This is a genomic window from Pseudomonas abietaniphila (assembly GCF_900100795.1).
Classification (GTDB): Bacteria; Pseudomonadota; Gammaproteobacteria; order Pseudomonadales; family Pseudomonadaceae; genus Aquipseudomonas; species Aquipseudomonas abietaniphila.
This window is the reverse complement of the sequence record NZ_FNCO01000002.1, coordinates 185,795-211,731: the sequence shown is the minus strand read 5'-3', so window position 1 is coordinate 211,731 and position 25,937 is coordinate 185,795. Positions and strand designations below refer to the sequence as shown.

Sequence of the window (25,937 nt, the reverse complement as noted above, 5' to 3'; positions counted from 1 at the left end):
GAGATGAAATCCGAGCTGAGCGGCAAGGGGCGTCGTGTTCAAGACGTAGACCCGACATTCGACCCCTGGGAGCAATCGCGTCCCATTCCCTTGTTTGTGCTGGCCATCTTCCTGGCGCTGGCGATCTGGGGCGCTTTGAGCTACATCGCCGACCTGGCGCCGAATCGCGGGGCGGCGATTGGCGGGACCGTTGCGCCGAAGCAGCAGGCGCCCGCAGTTCCCGATGACGCGCCGGTGCTCGTCTTTCAGGGCAACGACATCGTCTGGGCCTGCGCGTCATGTCACGGCGACCACGGTGCTGGCGCGGGGCTGACGCCCGCGCTGGCCGGCCTGTCCGAAGCCTACATCGCGAAGCAACTCCACGACTTCGCTACCGGAAGCCGCCCCAACGAGTCCATGCGGTACGTGGCCAGTGCAATGAGCGCCGAGGAGATCGGGCAAGTCTCGGCCTATTACGCTGCGCTGCCGCACGTTGCCGGGCCGCCCGTCGATCTGGGCGGAGACGCGGCGCGTGGAGAGGCACTGAGCCGAACGGGCGACTGGAAAAAGGATATCCCGGCGTGCGTGACCTGTCATGGCCAGCAGGGTGAGGGTGTCGGCGGCCATTTCCCTGCGCTGGCGGGTCAGCAGCCCGAGTACATCTTCCACCAGTTGGTCTCATGGAAAGGCGGCCATCGCCACAATTCGCCGCAATCCTTGATGGATGACATCGCGTCGCGCATGTCGGACCAAGACATGCGCGATGTGGCTCAGTATTTCGGATCTTTGCGTCCGGGCAGCAAAGGAGGCAATCATGACGAACAACGGTGATCGCCGCTCTGCGCACACGGGGACACTCCGGCGTGCCGGTTATGCTGCGGCGCTGGGTCTCCTGCTGTTTTCGGCAGGTTACGGCGTCTACGAGAGCGGCGTGATGGGGTATCTGTACAGCGCGATCAGCGGCAAAACGGTCACGATTCCTTCGGCCGCGCCCTATTCGAGAGCAGATATGGAAGCTGCTCGCAAGGCCTACGCAAAAGACGCCAAGGCGTCTCCGCCCGGTATGCCCGTCGGTGCGGACGGCTACTACCTCCCGCCTGCGGAGGATGACATTCCGAAAGGACCCTATGGCGATGCCATCCGGCGAGGAATGAAAATCTTCACCGACACTGGCGCCATGGTCAAAGACCACGTGGGCAATTCGCTGGCCTGCGCGAACTGCCACCTCGACTCGGGACGGCGAGAGAATGCCGCACCGATGTGGGCGGCCTATGCGTCCTACCCCGCTTTTCGCAGCAAGACCGGGACCATCAGCACGCTCGAAGACCGGATCATGGGCTGTTTCACCTATTCGATGAACGCCCAGGCGTCGTCCTCCGGGAAACCGCCGCCCGCTGGCAGCGATGTGTACCGCGATCTCATGACCTATATGGCCTGGATGGCCGATGGGCTGCCCGCCGGCAACAAGCCGCGCGGAGCGCTCTATCCCAAGGTGCCGAAACCAAAGGACGACTACGACGTGGGCCGAGGTCTGGCGGTCTATCAACAAAATTGCGCACTGTGCCATGGTCCTGATGGACAGGGCACGCGGGAGGAAAACGGCAAGATGAGATTTCCCCCGCTTTGGGGACCCGAGTCGTACAACTGGGGCGCCGGCATGGCCCGCATCGATACTGCAGCGGGCTTTATCTGGGCGAACATGCCGCTTGGAAAGCCATACAGTCTGACAGAACAGGAGGCCTGGGACGTGGCGGCATTCATCAACAGCCACGAACGCCCCAAGGACACACGCCAGACCGGAACCGTGGCTGAGGCGCTGGAGAAATACCACGAAGGTGAGCAAAGCTACTACGGGAAGGTCGTGGGCGGAAAACTGCTTGGGGTTGGAACGGATGCCAAGAGCGGACCGTAGTTCCGGTGGGGATTTCGACTATGAGCAGGCCCGTGTGGCGGGCCGGATGGTGTTTTTCGTAGACGGGCTTTGGTGCGTGAGCTGTGCGATGGCCTTGCAGCGCGTCCTGCAGCGTGTGCCCGGCGTGGTCTCGGCGACGGTGAATTTCACCTCCGGTTCGGCGCTGGTGACCTGGGTCCCGGAGTCGATCGACTTCCCCTTGCTGCTGCGAAAGGCCGAGGGTCTGGGCTACGCACTGTCCCCGTTGAAAGGCAGCGACGAGCTGGAAGCGGCCCTGCAGCGGCAGGCCAGGAAGATCCGCTTGCAGTTGACCGTCGCGGTCGTCTTCGGGATGTGGAGCATGCTGGGCTCATGGGTGCTTTACCTGAACGCCGACGAGGCGGCGGCGCTCGTCATCGCCTGGGCCAGCGTCGTAGCAAGCCTTCCCGTCGTCGGATATTCGGCGTGGGATTTCTACCGCGCCGCCGCCCGTTCGCTGCGCGCCGGGATCGCAGGGATGGACGTCTTTGCCTCTGTTGCTGTCCTTGGCTCCCTCTTTGTGTCGGTCGGGTCCCTGGCCATGGGGTCCGTGGCGATTTACACCGACGCCGCCACCATGTTGATCACTTTTCTGCTGATCGGAAGATTGATCGAAATCCATGCCCGGCAGGAGAGCGGACTTGCCGTACAAGCATTGCGCAGCCTTGCGCCGGAAACCGCGACGAAGCTGACTTCTGCCGGCGGCGAAAAGGCCGAGAGCACCGTCCTGCTGGCAGAGCTCGCGCCCGGTGATACCGTTTTGATACGCGCCAACGAGCGCATCGCGGTCGATGGCATCGTCGTAGCGGGACAGTCGGCCGTCGATCTCTCGCTGCTGCAAGGCGAGTCCGCGCCTCGCAGCGTTCAGCCTGGCGAACGGGTCTTCGCCGGGTCCGTGAACCTGCGCGGACCTCTGACGGTCCACGTGACCGCCGGTGCGGGGGACCGACGATTGGACGTGCTCGGCCTGCGCATGCTTGAGCTGTTTGGCGCTCGTTCGTCGTTGTCCGAGACGGCCGAGCGCTTCGTCCGGATACTGCTCCCGGTCGTGGTGACGGCATCTCTGCTCGCCTTCGTCCATTACCTGTGGAACGGCTCAAGCGCAGACCAGGCGTTGCTCGGTGCGCTGAGCCTTCTGGTCGCAGCCTGCCCTTGCGCGGTCGGTCTGGCGATGCCGCTGGCCTACGCCTTTACCTGCCGCGAGGCCGCGCGGCGCGGCGTCCTCCTGAGAGACTCCGCGAGCGTCGAAGCGCTCGCCAGGGCAAGGATCATGGCGTTCGACAAGACCGGCACATTGACGTGCGGTCAGATGCGTATCGTCAGCATCCAGACGCGGCACGGGGGGGCCGAACAGGACCTCATCGACCTTGCGGCAAGGGCCGAGGCCGGCGTCGCGCACCCCATTGCACACGCGGTGGTCCTCGCGGCCCGGCAGTCTGGAATGAGCAGCGCGTGCGAGCCCGACGGATGCCAGGTGACGGCGTGCGCGAAAGGCGTGACGATGCATGTCCCCGGCGGCGAGACCGTGTGGGTGGGTGAAAGGCATTGGCTGCTCGCCGCGGGAGTCGAGGGCATGCCGCCGGAAGATGGCCTGCCAGGGCTGGTACACGTAGCCAATGGCCGGGATTGGCTCGGCTCCTTGCGTCTGCAGGATGCCCCTCGCGACGACGCCCGTTCGTCACTGCAGCGGTTACGTGCGCAGGGATTGAAACTCTGGTTGCTGACCGGGGATTCCAGCGCAGCGTCCGAACGCCTGACGGCTGACCTGGGCATAGACTTCGACCGGGTCGAGGCCGATTGCTCTCCGGAAGAAAAAGCCGACATCGTGGCAAAGAGCCCAGCGCCTGTCGCATTCGTGGGCGACGGCGCCAACGATGGCCTGGTCCTGGCCCAGGCAGCCTGCGGAATCGCCATCCCAGGATCGAGTTCCGTGGCTGTTTCCGCAGCCGGGGTGGTGATCGCGCACGGCAGCGTGGGCGCTGTCGTCGAGACCCGTGAGTTGGCTCGCAAGTTTGATCGCATCGTCCGGCAGAATCTCGCATTTTCCGTCGTGTACAACCTCGCCGTGATTGTCGTGCTGTTCGAAGCAGGCGTGACGCCCTTTGCCGCCGCGCTCGCCATGCTGGCCAGCAGCGCGTCGGTGCTCCTGAACACCTGCAGGCTGCTGCAGGGCCGCGTCGTCTGTGACAAGTCGATGCAGGCCAAGCCGGCTGCGTCCTGAAAGGAGCACTGGAATGCTCAGGCTGTGAGCAGGCTTGCGCGGTGGCGAAATGCCGCGACCTTGGCGTTTGCCGGTAGCGCACATGCGTTGACGTTCGCCCCGGATCCGTTGCCCCAGTGGTCGCTGCCCATCGTTCAAATCCTCGCGCTGGCGGTGCTGGCACGCGCCAGCTTTGCCGCCGAGCGCGGCCGGCAGGCATTCCTTCGCGGATGGGCGTTCGGCTTCGTCAATTTTGCGGTCGGCTTGTACTGGCTGTTCATCAGCATCCATGACTACGGTGGTTTGTCCGCGCCACTGGCCGGTGCGAGCGTCGTGGCGCTGTCTGCCTTTCTCGCGCTGTTTCCCGCTCTTGCCTGCGCGATCAGCAAGTGGCTGCAGTCTCGCACTCGGCGGGGAGCAGCGCTGTCACAAGTGCTGGTCTGGTCAGCTGTCTGGGCCGCCTCGGAATGGCTGCGCGGCGTGCTGTTCTCGGGCTTTCCGTGGCTGAACATTGGCTACGCCCATGTGGACAGCCCCTTGGTCGGCTGGGCGCCGTTGCTGGGCGTGCATGGCGTCGCGCTGCTCGCGGCGTGCGCCTCGGGGACCGTGGCGTTCCTGTCGCGTCCGGCCGCGGCTTCCATGCGCTCGAACGTGTCTTTGCTGGCGACGGTGCTGATCCTGATCGCCACGGGATGGACACTTACTCGCCTCGATTGGTCGACGGCCGAAGGCGAGCCGCTGCATCTGAGGCTAGTGCAGGGAAACATCGATCAATCGCAGAAGTTCGACCCGACCCTGCTTGAAGACGGCATCGCCAGTCACTTGCGGCTGGCCGCACAGCCACCGGGCCCCGGAGAGCCGCATCCGGACCTGATCGTCTTGCCAGAGACCGTCGTGCCCGTATTCCAAGACCAGCTCGACCCGATGATTTGGAAAACCTGGCTCGACGTAGCGGCGAACCAGCGCAGCACGATCGCGATGGGCGTCCCTTTGCACAGCATGGCGGCCGACGGCAGTTCGCGCTACACCAACAGCGCCATCGGCTTCGACTCCGGCACGCCGTTGCAGCAGCTTGTCGACGCCTCCGTGCCGCTACGCTACGACAAGCACCACCTCGTGCCCTGGGGCGAATATGTACCGGCTGGGTTCGAGTGGTTCACGCGGATGCTGAAAATGCCGCTGGGTGACTTCGATCGTGGAGCCCCGGTCCAGAGACCATTCTCGGTGAATGATCAGCATTTGGCGTTCAACATTTGCTACGAGGATGTTTTCGGTTCCGAGCTGCTCCCGTCGCTCCTGCCGACCCCAGGCGCAGGACCCGGCGCGAGCGTGCTCGTGAACTTGAGCAACCTCGCTTGGTTCGGCCAGACCTGGGCGCTTCGCCAGCATCTGCAGATCGGGCGGTTGCGCAGCATCGAGACCGCTCGGCCTATGGTGACCTCCACGAATACAGGCATCACGGCCTCGATCGATCCGAAAGGACGGGTCGTTGCCGCTCTGCCGCCACATCGGCCGGGCGTGTTGTCCGCGACCGTACAAGGCATGAGCGGCCTGACGCCGTATGTTCGCTATGGCGACCAGCCGGTCCTGTTGCTGGTAGGGATAGTATTGGCTGCTCTCGTACGGCGCCCGACCCCACGGTAGTCGCAAGAGCGGCAGCCGCACGAGCACCGCCATGCGCCTGATCCCTGGCGGATGCCTACTCCGAAGTCAGGCGCTGGATCGAACGAAGGCGAACCACATCAGCACGCCTGCGTCCATTGGCTGTGACCGCGCTATCCCTGGCAGGGTCCGAACCTACGGTTTTGAATCCAAGCCACGCCCTGCAGGCCTAGCTTGACCTTTTTTGGGTGCGGGGTCGGTGGGCACGAGAAATTTCGCAACCAGGCCTCCGCCTTCCCGGGGTTCGAGATTCAGGGCCCCACCAAATCTCTCTGCAATGGCCCGAACGATCGAAATGCCCAGGCCCGCCCCGTCCTTGCTCTTTCGGCCCTGATCACCGCGCCAGAAACGTTGGCCAATTTGGCATGCCTGCTCGGCAGTCAGCCCGGGGCCACGGTCCGACACGCTAATCACACACTGCTGTGCATTCGGATCCAGGAACACGCCCACCTCGATGGCCGTATCTCGCGGCGAATAGCGCATCGCGTTGTCAACCAGATTGCGAACCGCCGTTTCCAGCATCGACTTGGGCACCGGGGTTCCGATGTCCTCGCCGCTGACGTTCAACGACAAGCGCTCTTTTTCTGCGGCCTTCCACTGTTCCAGCACGCCGCCGACGGAAGCGACCACCGAAGTGCAACCATCCGCCTTGTCGGCAGACGTCTCGGCGCGGGCCAGTATCATCATCTGGTCCAAGGTGCGCCTCAGCCGCTTCACGCCTTCCTCTGCACTGGAAAGAGAGGACGCCACCTCGTCGCCTTCACTGATCCGGGCCACCTGCAGGTGCGTATCGATCACGGTCAACGGCGTGCGCAGCTCGTGCGCCGCGGCGTCGGTGAATGCCCGTTGGCTGGCGAGTGTCCGTGCCAGGCGCTTGAGAAGCCCATTCATTGCGTCCAGAACCGGGCGCAGTTCCGAGGGTGAATGGTTGACGGCGATCGGGGACGTGTCGTCCGCGTGTTTGTCGCGCAATTGCTGCGACAGAGCCTCCAGGGGGGCGAGCCCCCGTCCGATGCCGATCCAAAGGGCAGCCAGGCCGCCCAGGAAGGCAATCAAGAAGGGCACGCCAGCCACGCTTAGCAATTCGTTGATCAGCATATCCCGCTGATCCACGCGATCCGCCGTCGTGATCTGGTAGCCATTGGCACGAAGAACGTAGACCCTCCACTGATGTCCCAAAACGTCCCGCGTGCTGAAGCCGGCCGGCAGTGACTCGAACTCCGAGTGAGGTCCGGTGGTCGTTCGTGCCAGGATCTCTCCCTGCAAAGACCGGATTTCGCATGCGATGCCCTCCTTGCCGCTGACGCGCACCGCCTCGGTGAAGTCGTTGGACGCTGCATTCGGAGCCAGCGCGGCGCGTTCAAGAAGCCCCGACACCATGCGTGCCGACATGGCAAGACGACCGTCGAGGGTCCGGTCGAGATTGGAATGAACGCCGCGCATCATCCAGCCGGCGGCAGCGCCCCACAGAACCAACAGCGAAATGCCGGCGATCAGAACGGCGCGCAGCCGCAGGCTCATGATGCAAGCCTCCAGCCCAGCCGATAGCCGAGCCCACGGACCGTCTCGATGGCTTCGGCGCCGAGCTTGCGGCGGATGTTGTGGATATGCACATTCAGCGCGTTGCTGCCGATCTCTTCCCCGAGGCCGTACAAGCGCTCGTTGAGCATGTCGGGCGGGACCCACCGGCCATCGGCGTTGGCGAGATGGGCCAGCAGATCGACCTCGCGGCGCGACAAGGAGACGGGCTCGCCCTGGAACCAGGCCAGCCCGCTCTCCGGCTCCAGCCGCAGGGGACCGGCCGAGATGACCTGGGCCGCACGGCCTTGCGTGCGTCTGACCAGCGCATGCAACCGGGCTGCGAGTTCACGCAGGTCGAACGGTTTGATCATGTAGTCGTCGGCACCTTCATGCAGCCCTTTGAGCCTGTGTTCGATGGCGTCCCGCGCCGTGAGGATCAGGACGGGCAATTGAGGTTCGACGGCCCGCATGCTGGCCAGCAACTCCATGCCGTCCCGGTCAGGCAGCCCGAGATCGAGCACCAGGGCATGGAAGGTGTCTTCCGCATGCGTGGCTTCGGCTTCTTCTGCGGTGCCGACGTGATGCACCGCGATGCCGTGCTTGTGCAGACCGGCCACGATCCCCCGTCCGATCAGTTTGTCGTCTTCCACCAACAGTATTCGCATGGCGCCTACCAACCTGAATTTGCTTGTTTGACACGCTCATGTTAGGCCAGAAATGACAGCAAGGTAGGACGCAAGTTCCCGCTAATTCTCAGTTAATCGGGAGAAGACATGATTTTGAAGATTGCCCCTTGAGGGCGCACCTTCCAGGGATGCCCATGTGCATGAACTATGACCCGGCCCATGCTTGAAGCTCTCGATCTCGCGGGCGTTCGCGGGGAGCGCCGCCTGTTTGACCATTTGACTTTCCGGATCGTGCCGGGCGAGTGCCTGTCGGTGCACGGCGAGAACGGCAGCGGGAAGACCACGCTATTGCGAACGCTTGCAGGGTTCGCTACGCCTGCTGCTGGCAGAGTCTTGTGGAAAGGAAAGCCGCTGCGCAACCAGTGGAGTGAATACCAACGCGAACTGGTTTACAACGGCCATGGCATTGGACTCAAAGAAGACCTGAATGCCTTGGACAACCTGCTTGCCGCGGCCGCCATCGCTGGTGAGCCGGTCACCACGGAATGCGTGGAATCAGCGTTGGACGAAGTTGGCTTGGCCGAGCACAGGCACTTGCCGTTCCGGATGTTGTCACAAGGCCAAAAGCGTCGTGCAAGCCTGGCTCGATTGCTCCTCTACAGGAGGAAGTTGTGGATTCTCGATGAGCCCTCCACAGCGCTGGACCAATTCGGTGCGCGATGGCTTGGTGAACTGATCCATCGGCACCAGTCACGCGGCGGCATGGTCGTTCTGACGAGTCACCAGGAGCTGGCCTTGAAAACTTCTCAGACCGTCCGGATGGGGGCATGAGCCGGCCCCTCGTTGCCAATCCGGTATTTGTCGTGATGCGCCGGGACTTGAAGCTCGCCTTGCTCCGAAGGTCAGACGCGCTGATACCTCTTTGCTTCTTTGTCGTGGTCGTCAGTCTGTTTCCATTGGGTATCGGCCCCGAGCGCGAAATGCTCCGACGGATCGCTCCGGGCGTCCTGTGGGTATCGGCGTTGCTGGCCAGCATGCTTTCGCTCAATCGCCTGTTCGAGCAGGATCACGCCGATGGCACGCTGGAGCAGATGATGCTGTCGCCAGCGCCGTTGGCCATGTTGGTCGTCGGCAAGATCGCGGCGCATTGGCTGTTGTCCGGTTTGCCCTTGGCCTTGCTTGCGCCCGCGCTGGCATTGCAGTTCGACCTGCCTGCCTTGTCCCTCTGGATTTTGACCGCATCGCTCGTTATCGGTACGCCGGTGCTCAGCCTCATCGGCGCCGTCGGCGCGGGGCTGACGCTGGGCGTACGCGCAGGGGGTGTCCTCGTTGCTGTGCTGGTGCTGCCGCTCTACATCCCGGTGCTGATCTTCGGTGCCGGCGCGGTCGATGCGTCGATCATCGGTCAGGGAGCGTCGGCCAACCTCTCTTTGCTCGCCGCCGTGTTCGTCTTGGCGGCGTTCTTCACGCCATTCGCAGCGAGTGCATCGCTGCGCATCGCACTGGAGTACTGAGGAGCGAAGCGTATGGTCAACTGGTTCAAGTTTTCATCTCCCAAGGCGTTCTACCCACTCGCGGGGAAGCTCGTCCCTTGGCTCGGCGTGACCGCCGCGGCGCTGTCGCTCGCGGGCGTCTATGTGGGGTTCTTCTTGGCACCCACCGACGCCCAGCAGGGAGAGGGGTATCGCATCATCTTCCTGCACGTGCCGGTTTCATGGATGTCCATGGTCATCTATCTGGCGATGGCGTTCTGGGCCGGCATTGGCCTGGTGTTCAACAGCCGCCTGTCGGCAATGATGGCCTCGGCGCTGGCCCCCACGGGTGCACTGTTCACCTTCCTTTCTCTGTGGACCGGCGCCTTGTGGGGAAAGCCGATGTGGGGAACCTGGTGGGTCTGGGATGCGCGGCTGACCTCTGAACTAGTCCTGCTGTTTCTGTACATCGGTTTCATCGCACTCCAGTCGGCGATCGAAGATCGTCGCCGTGCCGACCGGGCAGGCGCCGTGCTGGCACTGGTCGGCGTGGTGAACATCCCTGTGATCTATTTCTCCGTGCAGTGGTGGAACACCTTGCACCAGGGCGCCTCGGTATCGCTGACTCGTTCGCCCTCCATGGCGACGGTCATGTTGTTGGGCATGCTGATCATGGTTCTTGCGGCCTGGGCTTACACGGCTGCGGCGGCGCTGGCGCGTGTGCGCTGCATCATCCTGGAACGCGAACATCACGCCGGCTGGCTGCAGGACATCGAGGAGGTGAAGCGATGAACTGGGCCAGTGTGGGTGAGTTCCTGGCGATGGGCGGATATGGCGTGTACGTTTGGGGATCCGTCCTGACGACGGTGGTGTTGCTCTGGACTGAATGCCGAATGCTCCGGCGCCGGCGCCGAGCAGCGCTATGGCGCATCCAGTCGGAATTGCTGGGCAAGGAGGCGCGGCGTGAAGCCACGAAATAGACGCATCGCACTCATCGTCGCCGGGCTATCCGCCCTCGGCATCGCCACCGCGCTGGTGCTCAATGCCTTTCAGAGCAACCTTGTGTTCTTCTTCACGCCCTCGCAGGTCAGTGCCGGGGAGGCACCACTGGAGCGCACCTTTCGAGTCGGCGGCATGGTGGAACGAGGTAGTCTGAAGCGCCAGCGTGGTGAGCTTGCCGTGCAGTTCGTCATCACCGATACGGTCAAAGCAATCCCGGTCACGTATTCGGGCATCTTGCCTGACCTGTTCAGTGAAGGAAAAGGGGTGGTTGTTCAAGGACGGCTGGACAGTGCCGGCCTCTTTCGCGCCGAGGAGGTGCTGGCCAAGCACGACGAGAACTACATGCCGCCCGAGGCCCAGCATGCGCTGGACGAAGTCCAGAAGAAGCCGGCTTCAAGGAAGCCTTGACCCATGATTCCAGAAATCGGCCACCTCGCCCTCATCGCTGCCTTGTTCGTGGCACTCGCTCAAGGTGTTCTTGCCCTGGCCGGCGCGGCGCGAGCCAACCTCACCTGGATCGCGTTCGCCCGCCCCGCTGCACGCGCTCAATTCCTGTTGGTGATGGTCGGTTTTGCCGCGCTCACCTGGGCCTTTGTCGCGAAGGACTACTCGGTCGCCTACGTCGCTCAAAACTCCAATTCTCAGCTCCCGCTGGGCTACAGAATGGCCGCGGTCTGGGGCGGACATGAGGGTTCGCTCCTGCTCTGGCTGCTGATGCAGACCGGCTGGGCCTATGCGGTCAGCCGGTTGTCGAAACAGCTTCCGGATGCCATGGTGGCGCGCGTTCTGGGCGTGCTCGGCCTGGTGACGGCCGGCTTCCTGCTGTTCGTCCTGTTGACCTCCAATCCCTTCGAGCGACTTTTCCCGGTACCGCAAGATGGATGGGATCTGAATCCGCTCCTGCAGGATATCGGCTTGATCTTTCATCCACCGCTGCTTTACATGGGGTACGTCGGATTTTCGGTGGCCTTCGCATTCGCGATTGCTGCATTGCTTGCCGGACAACTGGACTCGACGTGGGCACGCTGGTCTCGTCCCTGGGCCACCGCAGCCTGGGCAAATCTGACGGTCGGAATCGCCTTGGGGAGTTGGTGGGCCTACTACGAGTTGGGCTGGGGGGGCTGGTGGTTTTGGGACCCGGTCGAGAACTCGTCGTTCATCCCCTGGCTGGTGGGCACCGCCTTGATCCACTCTTTGGCGGTGACGGAAAAGCGGGCCAGTTTCAAGAACTGGACGGTGCTGCTCTCGATCGGCGCATTTTCTTGCTCGCTTTTGGGTGCCTTTCTGGTGCGCTCGGGCGTACTGACTTCTGTGCATGCATTTGCCACCGATCCGCGACGCGGGTTATTCATTCTGATTCTGCTGACGGTCATTGTGGGCACGTCGCTCGCTTTGTTCGCATGGCGAGCCCCTAAGGTCGGCATGGGAGGACGGTTCGACATGGTCTCCAGGGAGTCCTTGCTGCTGGTCAACAATGTGCTGTTGGTCGTCACTGCCGGCGCTGTCGCGCTCGGTACGCTGTACCCACTGCTCGTCGATGCGCTGGGCCTGGGCAAGCTCTCCGTGGGGCCGCCATACTTCAATGCGGTGTTCGTGCCATTGATGATCCCCGCGTTGCTTCTGATTGCGGTAGGACCCGCCGCCAATTGGAAGGCCGCCCAGTTCGGTGCCATCTTCAGGCAGTTGCGCGTGCCGATGATTGCTGCACCCCTGGTGGGCCTGACCGCCCCGTTCGTGCTGGGGCACTGGTCAGCTTCTGCGGCGTTGGGCTTGATGCTCGCCACGTGGATTGCGGTGTCGGTGGTGACGGGCATCTTCGGCCGAATGCGCGCCACCCGCGGCGGGTTGCGTGCCCAGCCACGCAGTTGGCTTGGGATGCATATGGCGCATCTGGGCATCGCGGTATTCGTGACTGGCGTGACCATCGTCAGTGGGTATGAGACCGAGCGAGACGTTCGATTGGCCCAGGGCGAGTCCGTCAGCATCGGCGGCTACGACCTCACTTTGATCGGCGTCAGAAGCACGCGGGGGCCCAACTACGTGGCGCAGATAGGCGATATCGAACTGTCGCGCGACGGCAAGGTCTTGCGTCGGCTGCATCCGGAAAAGCGCAATTACCCGGCCTCGCAGATGCCGATGACCGAGGTGGCGATCGATGCAAACGGACTGCGCCACGTCTACGCGGCGCTCGGCGAACCGCTCGGCGACGGTGTTTGGAGCGTTCGTGTCTACCACAAGCCATTCGTTGACTGGATCTGGATCGGCTGCATCCTGATGGCGCTTGGCGGTGGCTTGGCCATCAGCGATCGTCGATACCGTCTGAAGCCTCGCCGTCAACACGTCGCTCCGCCATTGCCCGAGGCCGCATCATGAACCGTTTCCTATGGCCGCTGCTCGGATTCCTTGTCTTGGTGTCGTTCCTCGCAGTGGGCCTGACGCTCAAGCCCAGCGAGGTGCCATCGCCCTTGATCAACAAGCCCGCGCCGCGCTTCAGCCTTCCGCAACTGCAAGCTCCGGACCTGACCTTCTCATCCGAGAGCATGATCGGGAAAGTTTGGGTACTGAACGTGTGGGCTTCCTGGTGCGCGCCCTGTCTTGAGGAGCATCCTGTCATCACCGAATTGGCCAGCAGGCATGCTGTTTCGGTGGTCGGCATGAACTACAAGGACACGCCCCAGAACGCCATCGCCTGGCTACGGCGCAATGGCAATGCCTTTGAAACGACGGTCTCCGATGCGCATGGGGCGGTCGGCATCGACTTCGGGGTGTACGGCGTGCCGGAAACCTATGTGATCGATAAGGCAGGCATCATTCGCTACAAGCACACCGGGGCGATTGACGCGGGGGAAATGCGCGGCGAGCTGCTGCCGCTGGTGCGGGAGCTTGAGAAATGATTCTCTGGCGGGTGGCATTGTTTTTCTTTCTGTTCACGGCTCCGGTCTGGGCCAGCGACCAAGCGGCCGAGGACCGAATGCTGGGCATTGCATCCGAGTTACGTTGCCTGGTTTGCCAGAATGAATCGATTGCAGCTTCGCAGGCCGATCTTGCCGCTGACTTGCGCCAACAGATCCGCGAGCAGATCCGTGCCGGCAAGAGCGATGACGACATCCGGACTTATATGGTCGAGCGATACGGCGATTTCGTGCTCTATCGCCCGCCCTTGAAGCCGACAACGATGTTGCTTTGGTTTGGCCCGTTCGTGGTGCTTGCCTTGGGCATTGTGGTCTTGGTCATGAATCTGCGCAGCCGAAACCGCAAGCCGAAGCATGCTGCACTCAATGAAGAGGAGCGCAGACACGCGGACGCGCTGCTGGCTCCGCCACACAATGTACTGGACGAAACATGAGCATCGTTTTCCTGACTCTGGCGTCGGTGCTCGTGGGAGGCGTCTCGATATGGCTTTCTTTCGTTCTCTGGCGAGGGGGACATGGTGCGAGCGACCAAGTTGCCCCTGAAAGCGTGAACGTCGCGGTACTGCGCGATCAATGGGCGGAGTTGGAGAGAGACCACATCAATGGCACGTTGTCGGCCAATGAATTGGCCGATGCAAGATCTGATCTTCAGCGGCGAGCGCTGAATGAAACTGCTGCTCCTCCGTTGAAATTGGGGCCGCCTGCTGGAAGCAAGCGGGCAGCGATCACTGTCGCCATTCTGCTGCCGATCGCGACAGCGCTCACCTATTCGTACCTGGGAAATCCGGCCGCCACGGACCCGTCACAGGTTCGCAGCGCGAGCATGACGACGCAAACCGATGTGCAAGCAATGGTGGCCTCTCTTCAGGCACGGCTGGCCCAGCACCCCGATGATCCTGGAGGCTGGCTCATGCTGGCGCGTTCCTACCGTTACTTCGGCGATCATGAGCAAGCCGTCAATGCCTTCACCCACGCCAATGAGCTGGTCCAGAACGATCCACAGGCGTTGGCGGAGTACGCGGAGTCGCTGTCCAGAATCCGTGGCTCCGGTTTTGAGGGAGAGCCCACTCGTCTGCTTGAGCGCGCCTTGTCGCTCGATCCCAATGCAGCCCTGCCTCTGACTCTGGCCGGCGCTGCTGCGGTGCAGCGCCGGGACTATCAAACGGCCATCGCGCACTGGGAGAAGCTGCTCGGGATGATGCCCCCCGATTCCGAGGCGGCGAAAGTCGTCGCGGCCGGGATTGAACGGGCCCGGACGGAGCAGGCGGAACTCGCCCATGGTCGATCACCAGAGCCAAGCGCAAAGCCTTGATGGCATCCCCGTCCCCCACGGGCCATTGGGGGGACCTTTAGTTTCGCTTAATCGGGTCATCGCATGATCCAGGCAGCTTTGCTTGGAGGACTCGGATTTGGCTTTTTATCGGCGCATCGTAGCGATCTTTCTCCTGTGTGGTTGTGCGGTCGGCAGTGCGTGGGCGGACGGCCTTTTTCCCTCCTGGGGCCGCAGCGAGCGGCAATTTCTGGACGTTGCCGAAGTTCTCAAGCTGGACGCTGTGCAGCAGCAGGGCGATTCGTTCTCGGCCGCTGGACACGTTGCCGATGGCTACTACGTTTATCGCCATGCCATCAAGTTGGTCGATGCGCAGGGCCATGAAGTCAGCCTGACGCTTCCGGCAGGAACAGCCAAACACGACGAATTCTTTGGCGATACGGAAATCTATACGGGCGATGCCCTCAATCTGCGCTTTCCCGCCACCGCCCCCGGCCCGCTGACACTGCATTGGCAAGGGTGCGCGGAGGCAGGTATCTGCTATCCGCCGCAGACCATGAATGTGGCATTGCCGGCAGTGGTGGCCGGCACATCCCCGACCGGCAATGACTCCGTACAGCGGAGTTCGGCTTTGACCTCCACCAACACAGTCAGCTTGGGCGGAGCTACCGAGGTGGCAGAGGATCAAGCGGCAGCGCAGCGCCTAGCAGCATTGGGCCCCGTGTGGGGAACACTGCTGTTTTTTGGCTTCGGCTTGCTGCTCGCTTTCACACCATGCTCGCTCCCGATGATCCCCATCGTCTCCACCATGGTCGTCGGCAGCCAGGCCAAGCCGCGGCGGGCTTTCTTCCTCTCTCTGTCCTATGTCCTGGCGATGGCGGGCACCTACGCCGCGGTGGGCGTGGCCGCTGGCTTGGCCGGGGCCAACCTGCAAGCCACACTGCAATCGCCTTGGCTGCTCGGAGCGTTTGCAGCCTTGTTCCTGGTCCTGGCGAGTTCACTGTTCGGCCTGTTCGAGCTGCAGATGCCCTCGGCGCTGATCAATCGGGTCGAATCCGCCGGTAGAGATCGCTCGGGCGGGAGCATCTCCGGCGCGGCGGCGCTGGGCTTCCTCTCGGCGCTTCTGGTCGGGCCTTGCATGACCGCTCCATTGGCAGGCGCATTGCTGTACATCGGGCAGACCGGCAGCGCGGTCTACGGTGGCATGGCCTTGTTCGCGCTGGGTTTGGGCATGGGACTGCCCCTGCTGGCCATCGCCGTGTTCGGTGCCCGGGTCCTGCCACGGCCTGGCGCGTGGATGGACCGCGTGCGCGTGGCATTCGGCTACGTCATGGTGGGCATGGCCGTGATGATGCTGACGCGCTTCCTGCCCGGCACGGTCAGCCTGGTTCTGTGGGGCGCATGGGTCTTGTCGGTGGCGATTGGCCTGATCGCGTGGGGCCAGGCCGTGGCAGCGAAGCATCGGCTGGCATGGTCGCTGCGGTCCGGCGCCGTCTTCGCCGGCTTGTGGTCCATCCTGATGCTGGTCGGCGCGGCCTCTGGCGGCGAATCGGCATTGCAGCCGCTGGCCCACCTGCGCGGTGGTTCGACTTCGCCAGCACCGGCGGCGGGCGGCGTCGCTTACCTGCAGGCGAAATCGGTCGAGGACGTGGATGCGCATTTGGCACAGGCCGCTTCGCGCGGCCAATGGACCCTGATCGACTTCTACGCCGACTGGTGCGTCAGTTGCCATGTGATCGAACGCAACGTATTCGGCGACCCCGCCGTCGCGTCCCGCCTGGCCCGGATGCAGGTCGTGCGACCAGATGTGACGCGCAATGATGCGACCGATCAGGCCTTGCTCAAGCATTGGGGTGTCATGGGGCCGCCCACGCTCATTCTGGTTGGCCCGGACGGTACGGAACGCCGGGACCTGCGCGTCGTCGGTGAGATCGATGCCCGCGCCTTCCTGGTGCGCTTGGACAAGGCAGGTTCCTGATGATCAGCGTAGGTCCGTTCTCCGTCCAAGTCGTTGCCGTCTTCCTGGCCGTCCTGCTGGCCTGGGCGGTGGCGCGCATGGTTGCCAAGCGGTTGCCCGACTCTCCGTACAAGGCGGCCGGCGGAATGTTGCTGGACGCCGCTTTTGTGGGGTTTGTGGCGGCTCGCCTCGGCTACATCGCGCAATGGTGGGAAGAGTACGCGCAGTCGCCGATGTCCATGATTTCCATTGGCGACCAAGGCTTTTCGTGGTGGGTCGGTGTCCTGGCAGCGCTGGCGCTCATCTGGTGGCGCACCCGTGCGGTTCGGGCATTGCGCCGGCCTGTATTGGCGGGAGTTGCGGTCGGACTCGCAGCCTGGTTTGCTACCGGGGGCGTACTGGCTCTGCTGCAGCGCTCGGCACCGCCGTTGCCAGCGTTGACGCTCGCAACGCTCGATGAACAGCCAGTCGTCCTGAATTCCTATGCTGGGCGGCCCGTCGTGCTCAACCTCTGGGCGTCGTGGTGTCCACCATGCCGTCGCGAGATGCCGGTGTTCGAGCAGGCACAAGCGCAGTATCCCGATATCGCTTTTGTCATGGTCAACCAGGGAGAGAGCGCCCAGCAAGCCCGCGCCTTTCTTGAGAGCGAACGCCTGCATCTCAAGGATGTGCTGCTCGACCCCGCTTCCCAGACCATGCAGGCCGTCGCATCGCGAGGCCTGCCCACCACCTTGTTCTTCGATGAGCAAGGACGCCTGGTGGATACCCATCTGGGCGAACTCACGATGGCCAGCCTCAAACACACGGTGTCGCGCCGATTCGCGCCAGCCCAACAGATCAAGACAGACAAGGAGTAACCATGTTTGCACAACGCTCGCACATTTCGTTCCTGCTGGCCGCCAGCTTCATGGTGGTCACCGGCTGCAGCAAGGCAGAGACGGCTGACAAGCCGGCCGTCCTCAAGGCGCTGGAAGGTCAGGGCCTGACCGTCACGCAGGAATTCAAGGTCGGCGGCGGTCTGCGCGCCTTCGCTGCCGTCGCGGGTGACCGGCCCATTGCCGTGTACATCACGAGCGATGGCAATGCCATCGTGGGAACTCGCCTGAACGCCAAGGGCGAGCCAATGGACGAAGCGGACCTGGAAAAGCTGGCCGCCAAGCCGGTCAGCGACAAGGAATGGTCGCAGCTGCAGTCGTCCACCTGGGTGCTGGACGGCAAGGCAGATGCGCCGCGCGTCATCTACACCTTCAGCGATGCCAACTGCCCCTATTGCAACGCCTTCTGGGAAGCTGCACGCCCCTGGGTGGATTCCGGCAAGGTCCAGTTGCGGCACATTCTGGTAGGCATCATCAAGGATGACAGCCCGGCCAAAGCCGCGGCCATTCTTGGCGCGCCTGACCGGAGTGCGGCGTTGTTGACGAACGAGCGGCAGTTTGGCCAGGGCGGGATTACGCCAGCCAAGAGCGTGCCTGCCGATGTGCGCAAGATCCTCGATGACAACCTGGCACTCATGGCGAGCACCGGCTTCCGGGGGACGCCCGGCATCGTTGTACGCGGCCCCAATGGGATCCTCAAGAAGTACAACGGCATGCCGCGAGGGGCGCAATTGGGTGAAGTGCTGGGGCCGCGCTGAACCAGCCGCCCAGGCGCCGAACCTGATGGCCGCTTCTCTCAGCCCGCATCTCAGGCTGCTCAACGGAAATTGCACAAAGGATCATTCACTATGCTCTCGCTGACGGGTGGAGTGCTGGGCCTCATCATCGGAGCCGTGCTGGGATTGACTGGCGCCGGCGGCGGCATCTTCGCGGTGCCGGCGCTGGTGTTCGGCCTGGGCATGGACATCCGTCAGGCCGCGCCCGTGGCGCTGCTCGCCGTGGGAGCAGCGGCGACCCTGGGCGCTTTGCAGGGCTTGCGCCAGGGGGTAGTTCGGTACAAGGCAGCGATGATGTTGGCGGCTGCCGGCGCCGTGACGGCTCCGCTGGGCGTGCAGTTTGCCCACTGGCTTTCGCCTCGATGGCTGAACCTGATCTTCGTCGCCATCATGCTCGTGGTGGCCTACCGGATGTTCATGTCATCTCGCGGCAGCCAGACGCAGGACGATCTGGCTGACGAGCCAGCCCGGGTCTGCAAGATCTCCAAGGACACCGGCCGCTTCGTCTGGAACGTGCGAACAGCGACCACGCTGGGGAGCATCGGCATCGTCTCCGGTTTGGCCACGGGCATGTTGGGGGTGGGCGGCGGATTCATCATCGTCCCGGCTCTGGCGCATTTCAGCGAGCTGCGCATGCACAGCATCGTCGCGACCTCGCTCATGGTGATCGCGCTGCTGTCCGCTGTAACCGTGTTCATCGCGTGGAGTCATGGCATGACGCTCACCGCGCCCGCCTGGACATTCGTTCTCACGGCGCTCGTGGGCATGTCGCTCGGCCGTGTTCTGGCACGCAGGATTCCCTCAAAGATGCTCCAGCGGGTGTTTTCGATCACCTGCGTGGCCGTGGCGGCCCTCATGCTCATGCGCAATGTTGGCTAGAGGTCCGATGTTCGATTAATTGATTGTGGACGGGAAAATTCAATGCAGACAAGGAAAGTAGATGTCGCCATCATTGGCGCGGGAACCGCTGGCAGCACCGCATTCCATGCGCTGAAAGCGACAGGCAAACAGGTGGTTCTGATCGATCGGGGGCCATTGGGGACGACCTGCGCGCGCGTCGGATGCATGCCCTCGAAGGCGGCCCTGCATGCCGGCATGCACTGGAAGGTCGCCAAGGCACTGGCAGCGAGCGCCACGCCATCGACCCAAGGGCCGCAGGCCTTATGGTCCCACGCCCGCCAGACCAGGGATGCGCTGGCCGGCGCCGCCGCGGAGCGCACGCGCAAGGCGGCTGGCGAGAGCCTGATCATGGCCGAAGCGCGCTTCGTCGCGCCGGGCATCTTGCAGGCAGGTGAACAACGGATCGAGGCCAGCGCCTTCATCGTGGCGACGGGCTCTCGCCCGGTGGTCCCCAAAGCGCTCGACGGCGTTGCCTCCCGCATCCTGACCACCGATACCCTGTTCGACCTGGGCGTCCTGCCCGCACGGATGGGAATCCTGGGACTGGGCGCCATCGGGCTGGAACTCGGCCTGGCCCTGTCTCGCTTGGATGTGCAGGTGGTCGCGGCAGACCAGAAAGACGCCATCGGCGGCATCCAGGACCCCGATGTCCTGGAGCGGGCGATCGCCAGGTTCGAGACCGAGTTGCCGATGTGGTTGGGCGCCGCCGTCGAAGTCAGCCTTGAAGGCGACCAGGTGCGCATGCGCGCCGGCGAGCGCGACGCGCTCGTGGATCGGCTTCTCGTCGTGACGGGACGACAACCCAATACCGAGGCGCTCGATCTCGCCGCGGCCGGCATCTCCTTGGATCAGGCTGGCCGACCGAGCATCGACCCCGCGACCATGCAGGCCTGCGGGCCGTCCCAGGTGCCGATTTTCTTCGCAGGCGATGTGCAGCCGGATCGCCCTCTGATGCACGAGGCCGCGGACGAGGGTCAGATGGCAGCGCAAGCCGCACTGGCGAGCTTGCGCGGCGAAAGTTGGCCGGGCGCATCCCGGCGCGTGCCGATCACGATCCTGTTCACCGACCCGGATGCGTGCGCAGTCGGCATGACCTACGAGGCGGCGGTGCAGGAAGGCGCGGTCGTCGGCACCGCGGAAGGCAGCGGCAACGGGCGCTCCAAGATTCTTGGTGCTCCGGAAAACCTGCTGCACATCTATGCCGACCCCGGCTCAGGCGCCTTGCTCGGTGCCAGCATGCTCCTGACGCAAGGCGAGCACCTGGCGCACCTGATCGCTTGGGCGATCCAGGCGAAGCAGACCGTCAACGATCTGCTGGCCATGCCGTACTACCACCCCTCCATCGAGGAGATGCTGCAAAGCGCCTTGAAATCCGCATCCCAGCAGATGCGCCCGTGAACAACCCTTCTGACTGCACCACCGACCGACCATGACCCAAGACACCCAGCGCCCCACATTGAAAGTGATCCTCCACGCACCGACGGCAGAAGCCTTTGAGCGTGCGCGAAGCAATGCAACCAATCTCAAGCGCGCGGCGCCCGATGCCGATGTGCGCATCGTTGCGAACGCGCAAGCCGTCGCCGCCGCCCTGGACACGGCACCTTCCGACCTCGACGCGCTCACCTGGGTATGCCCGAACACACTTTCGCGGATCGGCAGGGACAACAGAGAGCCGCTCGAAGTACTGGACGGGCCTGCTGTTATCGAGATGGCGCGCATGCAGCAAGCGGGATGGATCTACATACGGGCGTAGCACGCGACTGCCGGTTCGGCATGGGGGGGCTGAGACCATGGAATTACGACATCTGCGCTATTTCATGGCCCTGGCTGAAGAGTTGCATTTCACGCGCGCCGCCGAGCGCCTGCACATCGAACAGCCCCCCTTGTCCCGTGCCATCAAAGAACTGGAGGACGAGCTAGGGGTCGTGCTGTTCGACCGGAACCGCCGTGGAACCGTGCTGACGTCGGCGGGTGTTGTCTTTCTTCAAGATATCCGCAGATTGTTCACCGTGCTCGAACAGGCACGCGAAAACGCCCAGGCCCTGGCAGCAGGTTTGCGAGGCAGTCTGCGCATCGCGATTTCCGACGGGGCAATCGATGCTCGCCTGTCGGCATTTCTGGCCCGGTGCCGCGCGGAGGAGCCGGAGATCGAGATACGGCTGTCCGAGGTTCCGCTGGCCGAGCAGTTGCGCGGCCTGCGGTCCGGGGATTTCATGATCGGATTCGCGCATACGGCCGACGTCGGCGACGACATACGGGCTGAGCCCATCTGGCGAGATCCATTGGTCATTGCCGTGCCGGCACGGCACGCACTGCTCGCCCACAAAAAGGTCCCGCTCCAAGAAGTCGGGATCCATCCACTGGTCTTGTGCGATCCCCATGCGTGCGAGGGCTACTGCCGGGAACTGACACGACTGCTGCAGGTGCTTGAGCACAAGTTGAACGTCGTCGAGGAGGTGTCCTCGCTGGACATGATGCTCACCTTGGTCGGTGCTGGTTACGGTATCGGCTTTCTCGCGGCGAGCAAGATTCCGGTTTGCCAACGCCCGGACGTGGTGATCCGTCCCCTGGCCATCGATTCAGCCGTCATCACGACTTACTTGCTGCGGGCCGACAGCAGTGATTTGTCGGCTTCGCTGGAGCGGTTCATCGTTCGCCTACGTGACTCTGCGAGCGGCTGAAGGCCCCGCTGGCAGACACCCTCAAAGATCGGTTTCGGCACGAAGATTGCGCTCGGTGGCCGCCATCAATTCAGCCGCGCTTATCCCAAGTGCTACTGAAATTTTCAGTATGAGGGGCAGCGTGGGCACGTGCTCTCCACGCTCGATCTTGCCCATGTGCGAGCGCGAAATGCCTGCCCGAGATGCGAACTCGTCTTGCGCGACTCCTTGTGCGACGCGCGCAGCGCGCACGGCCTGTCCGAAAGCTGTCGCCGCTGCGGATTCATACGTTGTTGTGCCAGAAGGACGGCCTGGCTGAATGGTTGATTTCTGCATTAGCAGAAGCGTCAAACAATCTGCCAAAATTAACCACGTTAAAGATAACGGCGTTAAACTTCACTCTTGACCACGATGCAAGTTCACCTACTCGGCCAGAACACTTTTTGGGGGCTCGCATGCATGATGCCACCAGCCAGTTTCCCCATCTCAGGCTTGCGATAGCACCTGGGGTGCCATCCTCATGCTTCTCCTCGCTTCTCGCCCTGCAACGCGCGGAAGAGCCGGAAATCACTATCGCGTTCTTTGAGACATCAAGTGACGACCTGGTGACGGGCATTGATGAAGGTCGTTACGACGCAGGAATGTCGCTTCGGGCCGTAAGCGCTCCGTCTCTGAAAAGCCAACCCTTGTGGATCGAGAACATCGCTGTTGCCATGCCATTGTGGTCCCCCTTGCTCGCCCAGACAAAGCTTACGATCGCCGAACTTTTGGACTACCCCGTGTTTCGCTGGCCGGCAGAAAGCTGCTCACTACTGGATCAGCGGCTGTCATCCCTCCCGTCTTTAAGCCGGCAGAGCGTCCAGCATGTGACCTCGTTCGACATGTTGGCGCTATGGGTCGGCGCTGGCTATGGTGTCGGGATCACCGCGCAATCGCGCATCGAGCGCGCTGATGCATGGGGGATCACCGCCCGGCCGCTGGCCGAGGGGCCCTACGAGGTCGTGACTCATCTGCAGCGCCTCAAAGGACGAACTAACGCGGTTTCTGAGCGGTTCGAGCGCAGAGCGATGCAGGTAGCCAAGGATAGTGCAGTCCAATCGAATACCCGATAGCGCGCCCGCGCTGAGCGTTCCCTGATGTGCAGACGCCAGGCGTCCGGCGATCTGCTGGACATGCATGATCGTCTGCTCGATTTCTCGACGGCGCATACCGGCGCCGTGTCCTTCGCTCCCGCACAGCGTGCTGAGCGAACTCATGCAGGCGGTGCAGATGTAGCGCGGGGGCCGTAAGGCCCCCGCGAGGGCTGTAACCCTATGCGCCGTCCAAGGCGACAGCGCTCTCCATCAGCCGGCGAACACTCTGGCGCACCTCTTCGGAGATAGGCCGCGGCGGTACGACCTCGGGAGCATTCGCATGTGGCTCGCTGCCTGCGATGATCTGTACCACCATGCCCAGATTGCTTGGCGTCACGATGTCGATGGCCGCGCGGTCACCCAGGTCGGGATGTGGCTGGGTCAGCATGCGGTAAAGCTCCCATGAATCCGCCTGGGGGTACTGGCGCATGAGCACCTGGGCCAGCTTGTGTTTGAGCGGCACCAGTTGCCAATCGGGAACTCGCTGCCCCCGGTTGCCCAGGCTGATGGAGAGCAGCTTGCCCGCCTTCAACTCGCGGTTGATCTGGTCCTTGGACTTTCCAGCCAACTTGCCGAACAGGGGCACCGGCAGACTGCTCGGCGATTCGTAGATGGCCAGCATTTCCTCGCGCTCGCGCTGGATGGCCGACACCTCGGGTTCTGGCGCATGAGTCGGGGATGGCGGCACCTGCGACAACCGTTGGAAGGTGATGCCCCCTTCGTTCGGCGTCACGACGATGGGGGTGGCCACCACCGGCGGAACGGGAGGCGCAGAGGAAGCTGCAACGATGGCGTCGGGCTTGTCCTCCTCCGCCATGGCCGGTACGCCCTCGATGTGGATAGTGAGGTGCGCGCTGGCCGCTTCGACTTGGCCCTGTTCGAGCAAGTCGAGGCGGTCGGCCCAGTCCTGCATCATCCGGCGGCGCGGTTCCACGTACTTGGCGTGGTTGTAGGCCGAACTCACCTTGTTTGGGTCGGAATGCGAAAGCTGCGCGTCCACCCAAATCTTGGGATAGCCGATCTCGTTGAGTGCCGTCGAGATGGTTCCACGAATACCGTGGCCGGTCAGTTTGTCCTCGTAGCCCATCCGCTTCAAGGCGGCGTTGAGCGTGTTCTCGCTGATGCGCTTCTTGAGTTCGCTGCGGTGCGTCAGCAGGTGGCGCTGGGCGGGCCGCATCACCCCCAGGAGGTAGCGCACGATCTCGATGGCCTGAAGGGACAGCGGCACGATGTAGGGCGGTACGTCCTGCGGCCGCTTCCCCGCTTTGCGCATCTCGTCCTGAAGCTGCTTGACGATCTGCGGGGGGATGATCCAAAGCCCACGGTCGAGGTCGAACTGATCCGGGGTCGCCAGCCGCAGTTCGCCGGTGCGCACGCCGGTCAAGAACAGCAGGCGGATACCGAGCTGGGTTTGCCAGCCGCGCGGGTTGTAGAGCCTGAGCTTCTGGAGGAACTCGGGAAGCTCGGGCAGGTGCAGGTAGGGGTTATGGGTCACCGCGGGCTTGGGCTCGGCCACTACGTCCAGGTCCGTGGCCGGATTGGCCTCCATGCCCTCGACGATGACGAGCGCATAGCGGAATAGCTGCCCCAGCCAGGTCCGGACCTTTTCGGCAGTGGTGAAGGCCTCGCGCTTCTCGATCCGCGCCAGGACGCCCAGGAGTTGCGGCCTGCGAATGTCATAGATCGACATCTGCTTGAGGCTGGGCAGCACGTCTTTCTCGAACATCCGCTTGATCTGCGACAGTGTGCTGTTCCGGCCTTCCTTGAGTTCCTTGGCGCGGTGCTCGACCCAAGCATCGAAGACTGCCTTGAATGTGTAGTCCGAGGCCAGCTTGACCGCATGCCGTTTCTGCTTGCGGTCGGTGTGGGGGTTGATGCCTTGGGCCAGGAGCGCCCTGGCTTCGTCGCGCAAGGTGCGGGCTTCGCGCAGGCCGATCTCGGGATAGTTGCCCAGGGATATGCGTTTTTGCTTGCCGAGCCAGTAGTAGCGCAGGTGCCACGATTTGCCGCCGGTGGGGGCGACCACCAGGCCGAGGCCATCGGTATCGGGGATGCTGTAGGTTTTCTTGGCGGCCTTGGCTTGCCGCACGGTCAGATCAGAGAGTGCCATCATCAAACTCCTAAGTCGTGAGACTTAGGCTCAATGCTGCTGGTCATCCCGATCCAACCCCAGCAACAACCCGGAACCGGCACCACCCGCATTCTCTGGCCTCAATTTTGGCCTCAAAAACGCTGGCTGTCGGTGGATTTCCGTGGCTTTGGCTGGAATGAAAAAAGGGGCCGAAGCCCCTAATTTCAATGACTTACAGACGTCAGTGGAAGTCTGTAGATCAAAACTTGGAGCGGGAAACGAGACTCGAACTCGCGACCCCGACCTTGGCAAGGTCGTGCTCTACCAACTGAGCTATTCCCGCTTGGTGTGGGCGCCATTCTATAGATTCAAATGACCCCGTCAACCCCTTGATTTAAAAAAACTTATTTTTCATCTGTCGTAGTGCGCAGATGCGGCCACGCGGCCCGGAGGTACTGCACCATTGACCACAACGTCAGCCCCGCCGCTACCATCAGCAGTACGTAACCCAGCACAACCCAGAACGTGAATGCCGGCGGGTTGGCCAGCAGGATGACCAAAGCGAGCATTTGCGCTGCGGTTTTCCATTTGCCCAGGTTTGACACCGCGACCTGAGCACGAGCGCCCAGCTCGGCCATCCATTCGCGAAGCGCCGAAATCACGATCTCGCGTCCGATGATGACCGCCGCTGGCAATGTCAGCCAGAAATTAGCGTGGGCCTGCACCAGCAATACCAACGCCACAGCCACCATGAGCTTGTCGGCCACCGGGTCAAGGAACGCACCGAACGGCGTGCTCTGCTCAAGGCGTCGAGCCAGGTAGCCGTCGAGCCAGTCGGTGGCCGCTGCTAATGCGAAGACCGAACTGGCTGCCGTGTAGCTCCAGTAATAAGGCAGGTAGAACAACAGAATGAAGATCGGAATCAGCAGGACACGTAAAACGGTAATCAGATTAGGGATATTCATCGGCACAACTGGCTACGAGGTGAGCG

Annotated in this window: 26 protein-coding genes and 1 tRNA gene; 21 read left to right on the top strand and 6 right to left on the bottom strand. The window is 63.0% G+C overall.

What is annotated here, in order from left to right:
* Positions 1–3: 3 nt before the first annotated feature.
* From BLS87_RS04265 to lnt, 4 genes are read left to right on the top strand one after another with little or no spacing between them, the layout of a single operon-like run.
* Positions 4–810 carry a c-type cytochrome gene (locus BLS87_RS04265; protein ID WP_023120493.1) on the top strand — a complete coding sequence of 269 codons (807 nt, stop codon included), beginning with the start codon at positions 4–6 and terminating at the stop codon, positions 808–810.
* On the top strand, positions 794–1,891 hold the full coding sequence (locus tag BLS87_RS04260; RefSeq protein ID WP_004350647.1) for a c-type cytochrome: 1,098 nt from the start codon (positions 794–796) through the stop codon (positions 1,889–1,891). Before BLS87_RS04265 ends, BLS87_RS04260 begins: the two co-directional genes overlap by 17 nt.
* Positions 1,872–4,130: a heavy metal translocating P-type ATPase gene (locus tag BLS87_RS04255; RefSeq protein WP_011517003.1), complete on the top strand. Its 2,259-nt coding sequence runs from the start codon at positions 1,872–1,874 to the stop codon at positions 4,128–4,130. The genes BLS87_RS04260 and BLS87_RS04255 overlap by 20 nt, the downstream gene beginning before the upstream one ends.
* Positions 4,131–4,190: 60 nt before the next feature.
* Positions 4,191–5,753 (top strand): apolipoprotein N-acyltransferase, encoded by a 1,563-nt coding sequence (gene lnt, locus BLS87_RS04250; protein ID WP_202552664.1) that lies wholly within the window; start codon positions 4,191–4,193, stop codon positions 5,751–5,753.
* 153 nt (positions 5,754–5,906) lie between these two features.
* Here lnt and BLS87_RS04245 read toward each other — a convergent pair whose 3' ends face one another.
* Together BLS87_RS04245 and BLS87_RS04240 are read right to left on the bottom strand one after the other, a co-directional pair.
* Positions 5,907–7,292, bottom strand: coding sequence for an ATP-binding protein (locus BLS87_RS04245; protein WP_003149813.1), 1,386 nt, complete (start codon positions 7,290–7,292; stop codon positions 5,907–5,909).
* On the bottom strand, positions 7,289–7,957 hold the full coding sequence (locus tag BLS87_RS04240; protein WP_003149815.1) for a response regulator: 669 nt from the start codon (positions 7,955–7,957) through the stop codon (positions 7,289–7,291). The genes BLS87_RS04245 and BLS87_RS04240 overlap by 4 nt, the downstream gene beginning before the upstream one ends.
* A gap of 180 nt (positions 7,958–8,137) precedes the next feature.
* Here BLS87_RS04240 and ccmA point away from each other — a divergent pair, with 180 nt between their 5' ends.
* The 16 genes from ccmA (at position 8,138) to BLS87_RS04160 (ending at position 21,763) form a co-directional block, all read left to right on the top strand.
* A complete protein-coding gene (ccmA, locus tag BLS87_RS04235) occupies positions 8,138–8,749 on the top strand; it encodes a cytochrome c biogenesis heme-transporting ATPase CcmA (RefSeq protein WP_004350655.1) in 612 nt (203 codons plus the stop codon).
* Positions 8,746–9,432 carry a heme exporter protein CcmB gene (gene ccmB, locus BLS87_RS04230; protein ID WP_003149819.1) on the top strand — a complete coding sequence of 229 codons (687 nt, stop codon included), beginning with the start codon at positions 8,746–8,748 and terminating at the stop codon, positions 9,430–9,432. Before ccmA ends, ccmB begins: the two co-directional genes overlap by 4 nt.
* 12 nt (positions 9,433–9,444) lie before the next feature.
* Positions 9,445–10,182: a heme ABC transporter permease CcmC gene (gene ccmC / locus BLS87_RS04225; RefSeq protein ID WP_003149822.1), complete on the top strand. Its 738-nt coding sequence runs from the start codon at positions 9,445–9,447 to the stop codon at positions 10,180–10,182.
* A complete protein-coding gene (gene ccmD, locus BLS87_RS04220; RefSeq protein ID WP_003149824.1) occupies positions 10,179–10,370 on the top strand; it encodes a heme exporter protein CcmD in 192 nt (63 codons plus the stop codon). Before ccmC ends, ccmD begins: the two co-directional genes overlap by 4 nt.
* Complete coding sequence (ccmE, locus tag BLS87_RS04215) at positions 10,354–10,800, top strand: cytochrome c maturation protein CcmE (protein WP_003149827.1); 447 nt, start codon at positions 10,354–10,356, stop codon at positions 10,798–10,800. Before ccmD ends, ccmE begins: the two co-directional genes overlap by 17 nt.
* 3 nt (positions 10,801–10,803) lie before the next feature.
* Positions 10,804–12,765: a heme lyase CcmF/NrfE family subunit gene (locus tag BLS87_RS04210; RefSeq protein WP_003149828.1), complete on the top strand. Its 1,962-nt coding sequence runs from the start codon at positions 10,804–10,806 to the stop codon at positions 12,763–12,765.
* Entirely contained in the window at positions 12,762–13,286 is a 525-nt protein-coding gene (locus BLS87_RS04205) for a DsbE family thiol:disulfide interchange protein (protein WP_003149830.1), read from the top strand. The genes BLS87_RS04210 and BLS87_RS04205 overlap by 4 nt, the downstream gene beginning before the upstream one ends.
* The gene (locus BLS87_RS04200) at positions 13,283–13,738 is read left to right on the top strand and encodes a cytochrome c-type biogenesis protein (RefSeq protein WP_003149833.1); all 456 of its coding nucleotides are present in this window, start codon (positions 13,283–13,285) and stop codon (positions 13,736–13,738) included. The genes BLS87_RS04205 and BLS87_RS04200 overlap by 4 nt, the downstream gene beginning before the upstream one ends.
* Positions 13,735–14,616, top strand: a complete 882-nt coding sequence (gene ccmI, locus BLS87_RS04195; RefSeq protein WP_003149835.1) for a c-type cytochrome biogenesis protein CcmI — start codon at positions 13,735–13,737, stop codon at positions 14,614–14,616. The genes BLS87_RS04200 and ccmI overlap by 4 nt, the downstream gene beginning before the upstream one ends.
* Positions 14,617–14,698: 82 nt before the next feature.
* Positions 14,699–16,552, top strand: coding sequence for a protein-disulfide reductase DsbD (dsbD, locus tag BLS87_RS04190; RefSeq protein ID WP_004350664.1), 1,854 nt, complete (start codon positions 14,699–14,701; stop codon positions 16,550–16,552).
* Positions 16,552–17,388, top strand: coding sequence for a TlpA disulfide reductase family protein (locus BLS87_RS04185; RefSeq protein ID WP_004350666.1), 837 nt, complete (start codon positions 16,552–16,554; stop codon positions 17,386–17,388). The genes dsbD and BLS87_RS04185 overlap by 1 nt, the downstream gene beginning before the upstream one ends.
* Positions 17,389–17,390: 2 nt before the next feature.
* Positions 17,391–18,164 (top strand): thiol:disulfide interchange protein DsbG, encoded by a 774-nt coding sequence (gene dsbG, locus BLS87_RS04180; protein ID WP_003149839.1) that lies wholly within the window; start codon positions 17,391–17,393, stop codon positions 18,162–18,164.
* Between the two features lie 90 nt (positions 18,165–18,254).
* On the top strand, positions 18,255–19,061 hold the full coding sequence (locus tag BLS87_RS04175) for a sulfite exporter TauE/SafE family protein (protein WP_004350669.1): 807 nt from the start codon (positions 18,255–18,257) through the stop codon (positions 19,059–19,061).
* 42 nt (positions 19,062–19,103) lie between these two features.
* On the top strand, positions 19,104–20,480 hold the full coding sequence (locus BLS87_RS04170; protein WP_004350672.1) for a dihydrolipoyl dehydrogenase: 1,377 nt from the start codon (positions 19,104–19,106) through the stop codon (positions 20,478–20,480).
* A gap of 31 nt (positions 20,481–20,511) precedes the next feature.
* Positions 20,512–20,835: a hypothetical protein gene (locus tag BLS87_RS04165; RefSeq protein ID WP_003149844.1), complete on the top strand. Its 324-nt coding sequence runs from the start codon at positions 20,512–20,514 to the stop codon at positions 20,833–20,835.
* Between the two features lie 37 nt (positions 20,836–20,872).
* Positions 20,873–21,763 (top strand): LysR family transcriptional regulator, encoded by an 891-nt coding sequence (locus BLS87_RS04160; protein ID WP_074750533.1) that lies wholly within the window; start codon positions 20,873–20,875, stop codon positions 21,761–21,763.
* Between the two features lie 21 nt (positions 21,764–21,784).
* Here BLS87_RS04160 and BLS87_RS04155 read toward each other — a convergent pair whose 3' ends face one another.
* The gene (locus BLS87_RS04155) at positions 21,785–22,078 is read right to left on the bottom strand and encodes a helix-turn-helix domain-containing protein (RefSeq protein ID WP_003149846.1); all 294 of its coding nucleotides are present in this window, start codon (positions 22,076–22,078) and stop codon (positions 21,785–21,787) included.
* 119 nt (positions 22,079–22,197) lie between these two features.
* On the opposite strand from BLS87_RS04155, the gene BLS87_RS04150 reads away from it, so the two are divergent.
* A complete protein-coding gene (locus tag BLS87_RS04150) occupies positions 22,198–22,854 on the top strand; it encodes a substrate-binding domain-containing protein (protein WP_003149848.1) in 657 nt (218 codons plus the stop codon).
* A gap of 199 nt (positions 22,855–23,053) precedes the next feature.
* Here the strand turns inward: BLS87_RS04150 and BLS87_RS04145 are convergent, their stop codons facing one another.
* From BLS87_RS04145 to pgsA, 3 genes are all read right to left on the bottom strand, one after another.
* Entirely contained in the window at positions 23,054–24,985 is a 1,932-nt protein-coding gene (locus BLS87_RS04145) for a tyrosine-type recombinase/integrase (RefSeq protein ID WP_208605142.1), read from the bottom strand.
* Positions 24,986–25,213: 228 nt separating this feature from the next.
* Positions 25,214–25,289, bottom strand: a tRNA-Gly gene (locus tag BLS87_RS04140).
* Between the two features lie 61 nt (positions 25,290–25,350).
* On the bottom strand, positions 25,351–25,911 hold the full coding sequence (gene pgsA / locus BLS87_RS04135; protein ID WP_074750529.1) for a CDP-diacylglycerol--glycerol-3-phosphate 3-phosphatidyltransferase: 561 nt from the start codon (positions 25,909–25,911) through the stop codon (positions 25,351–25,353).
* Positions 25,912–25,937: the final 26 nt, after the last annotated feature.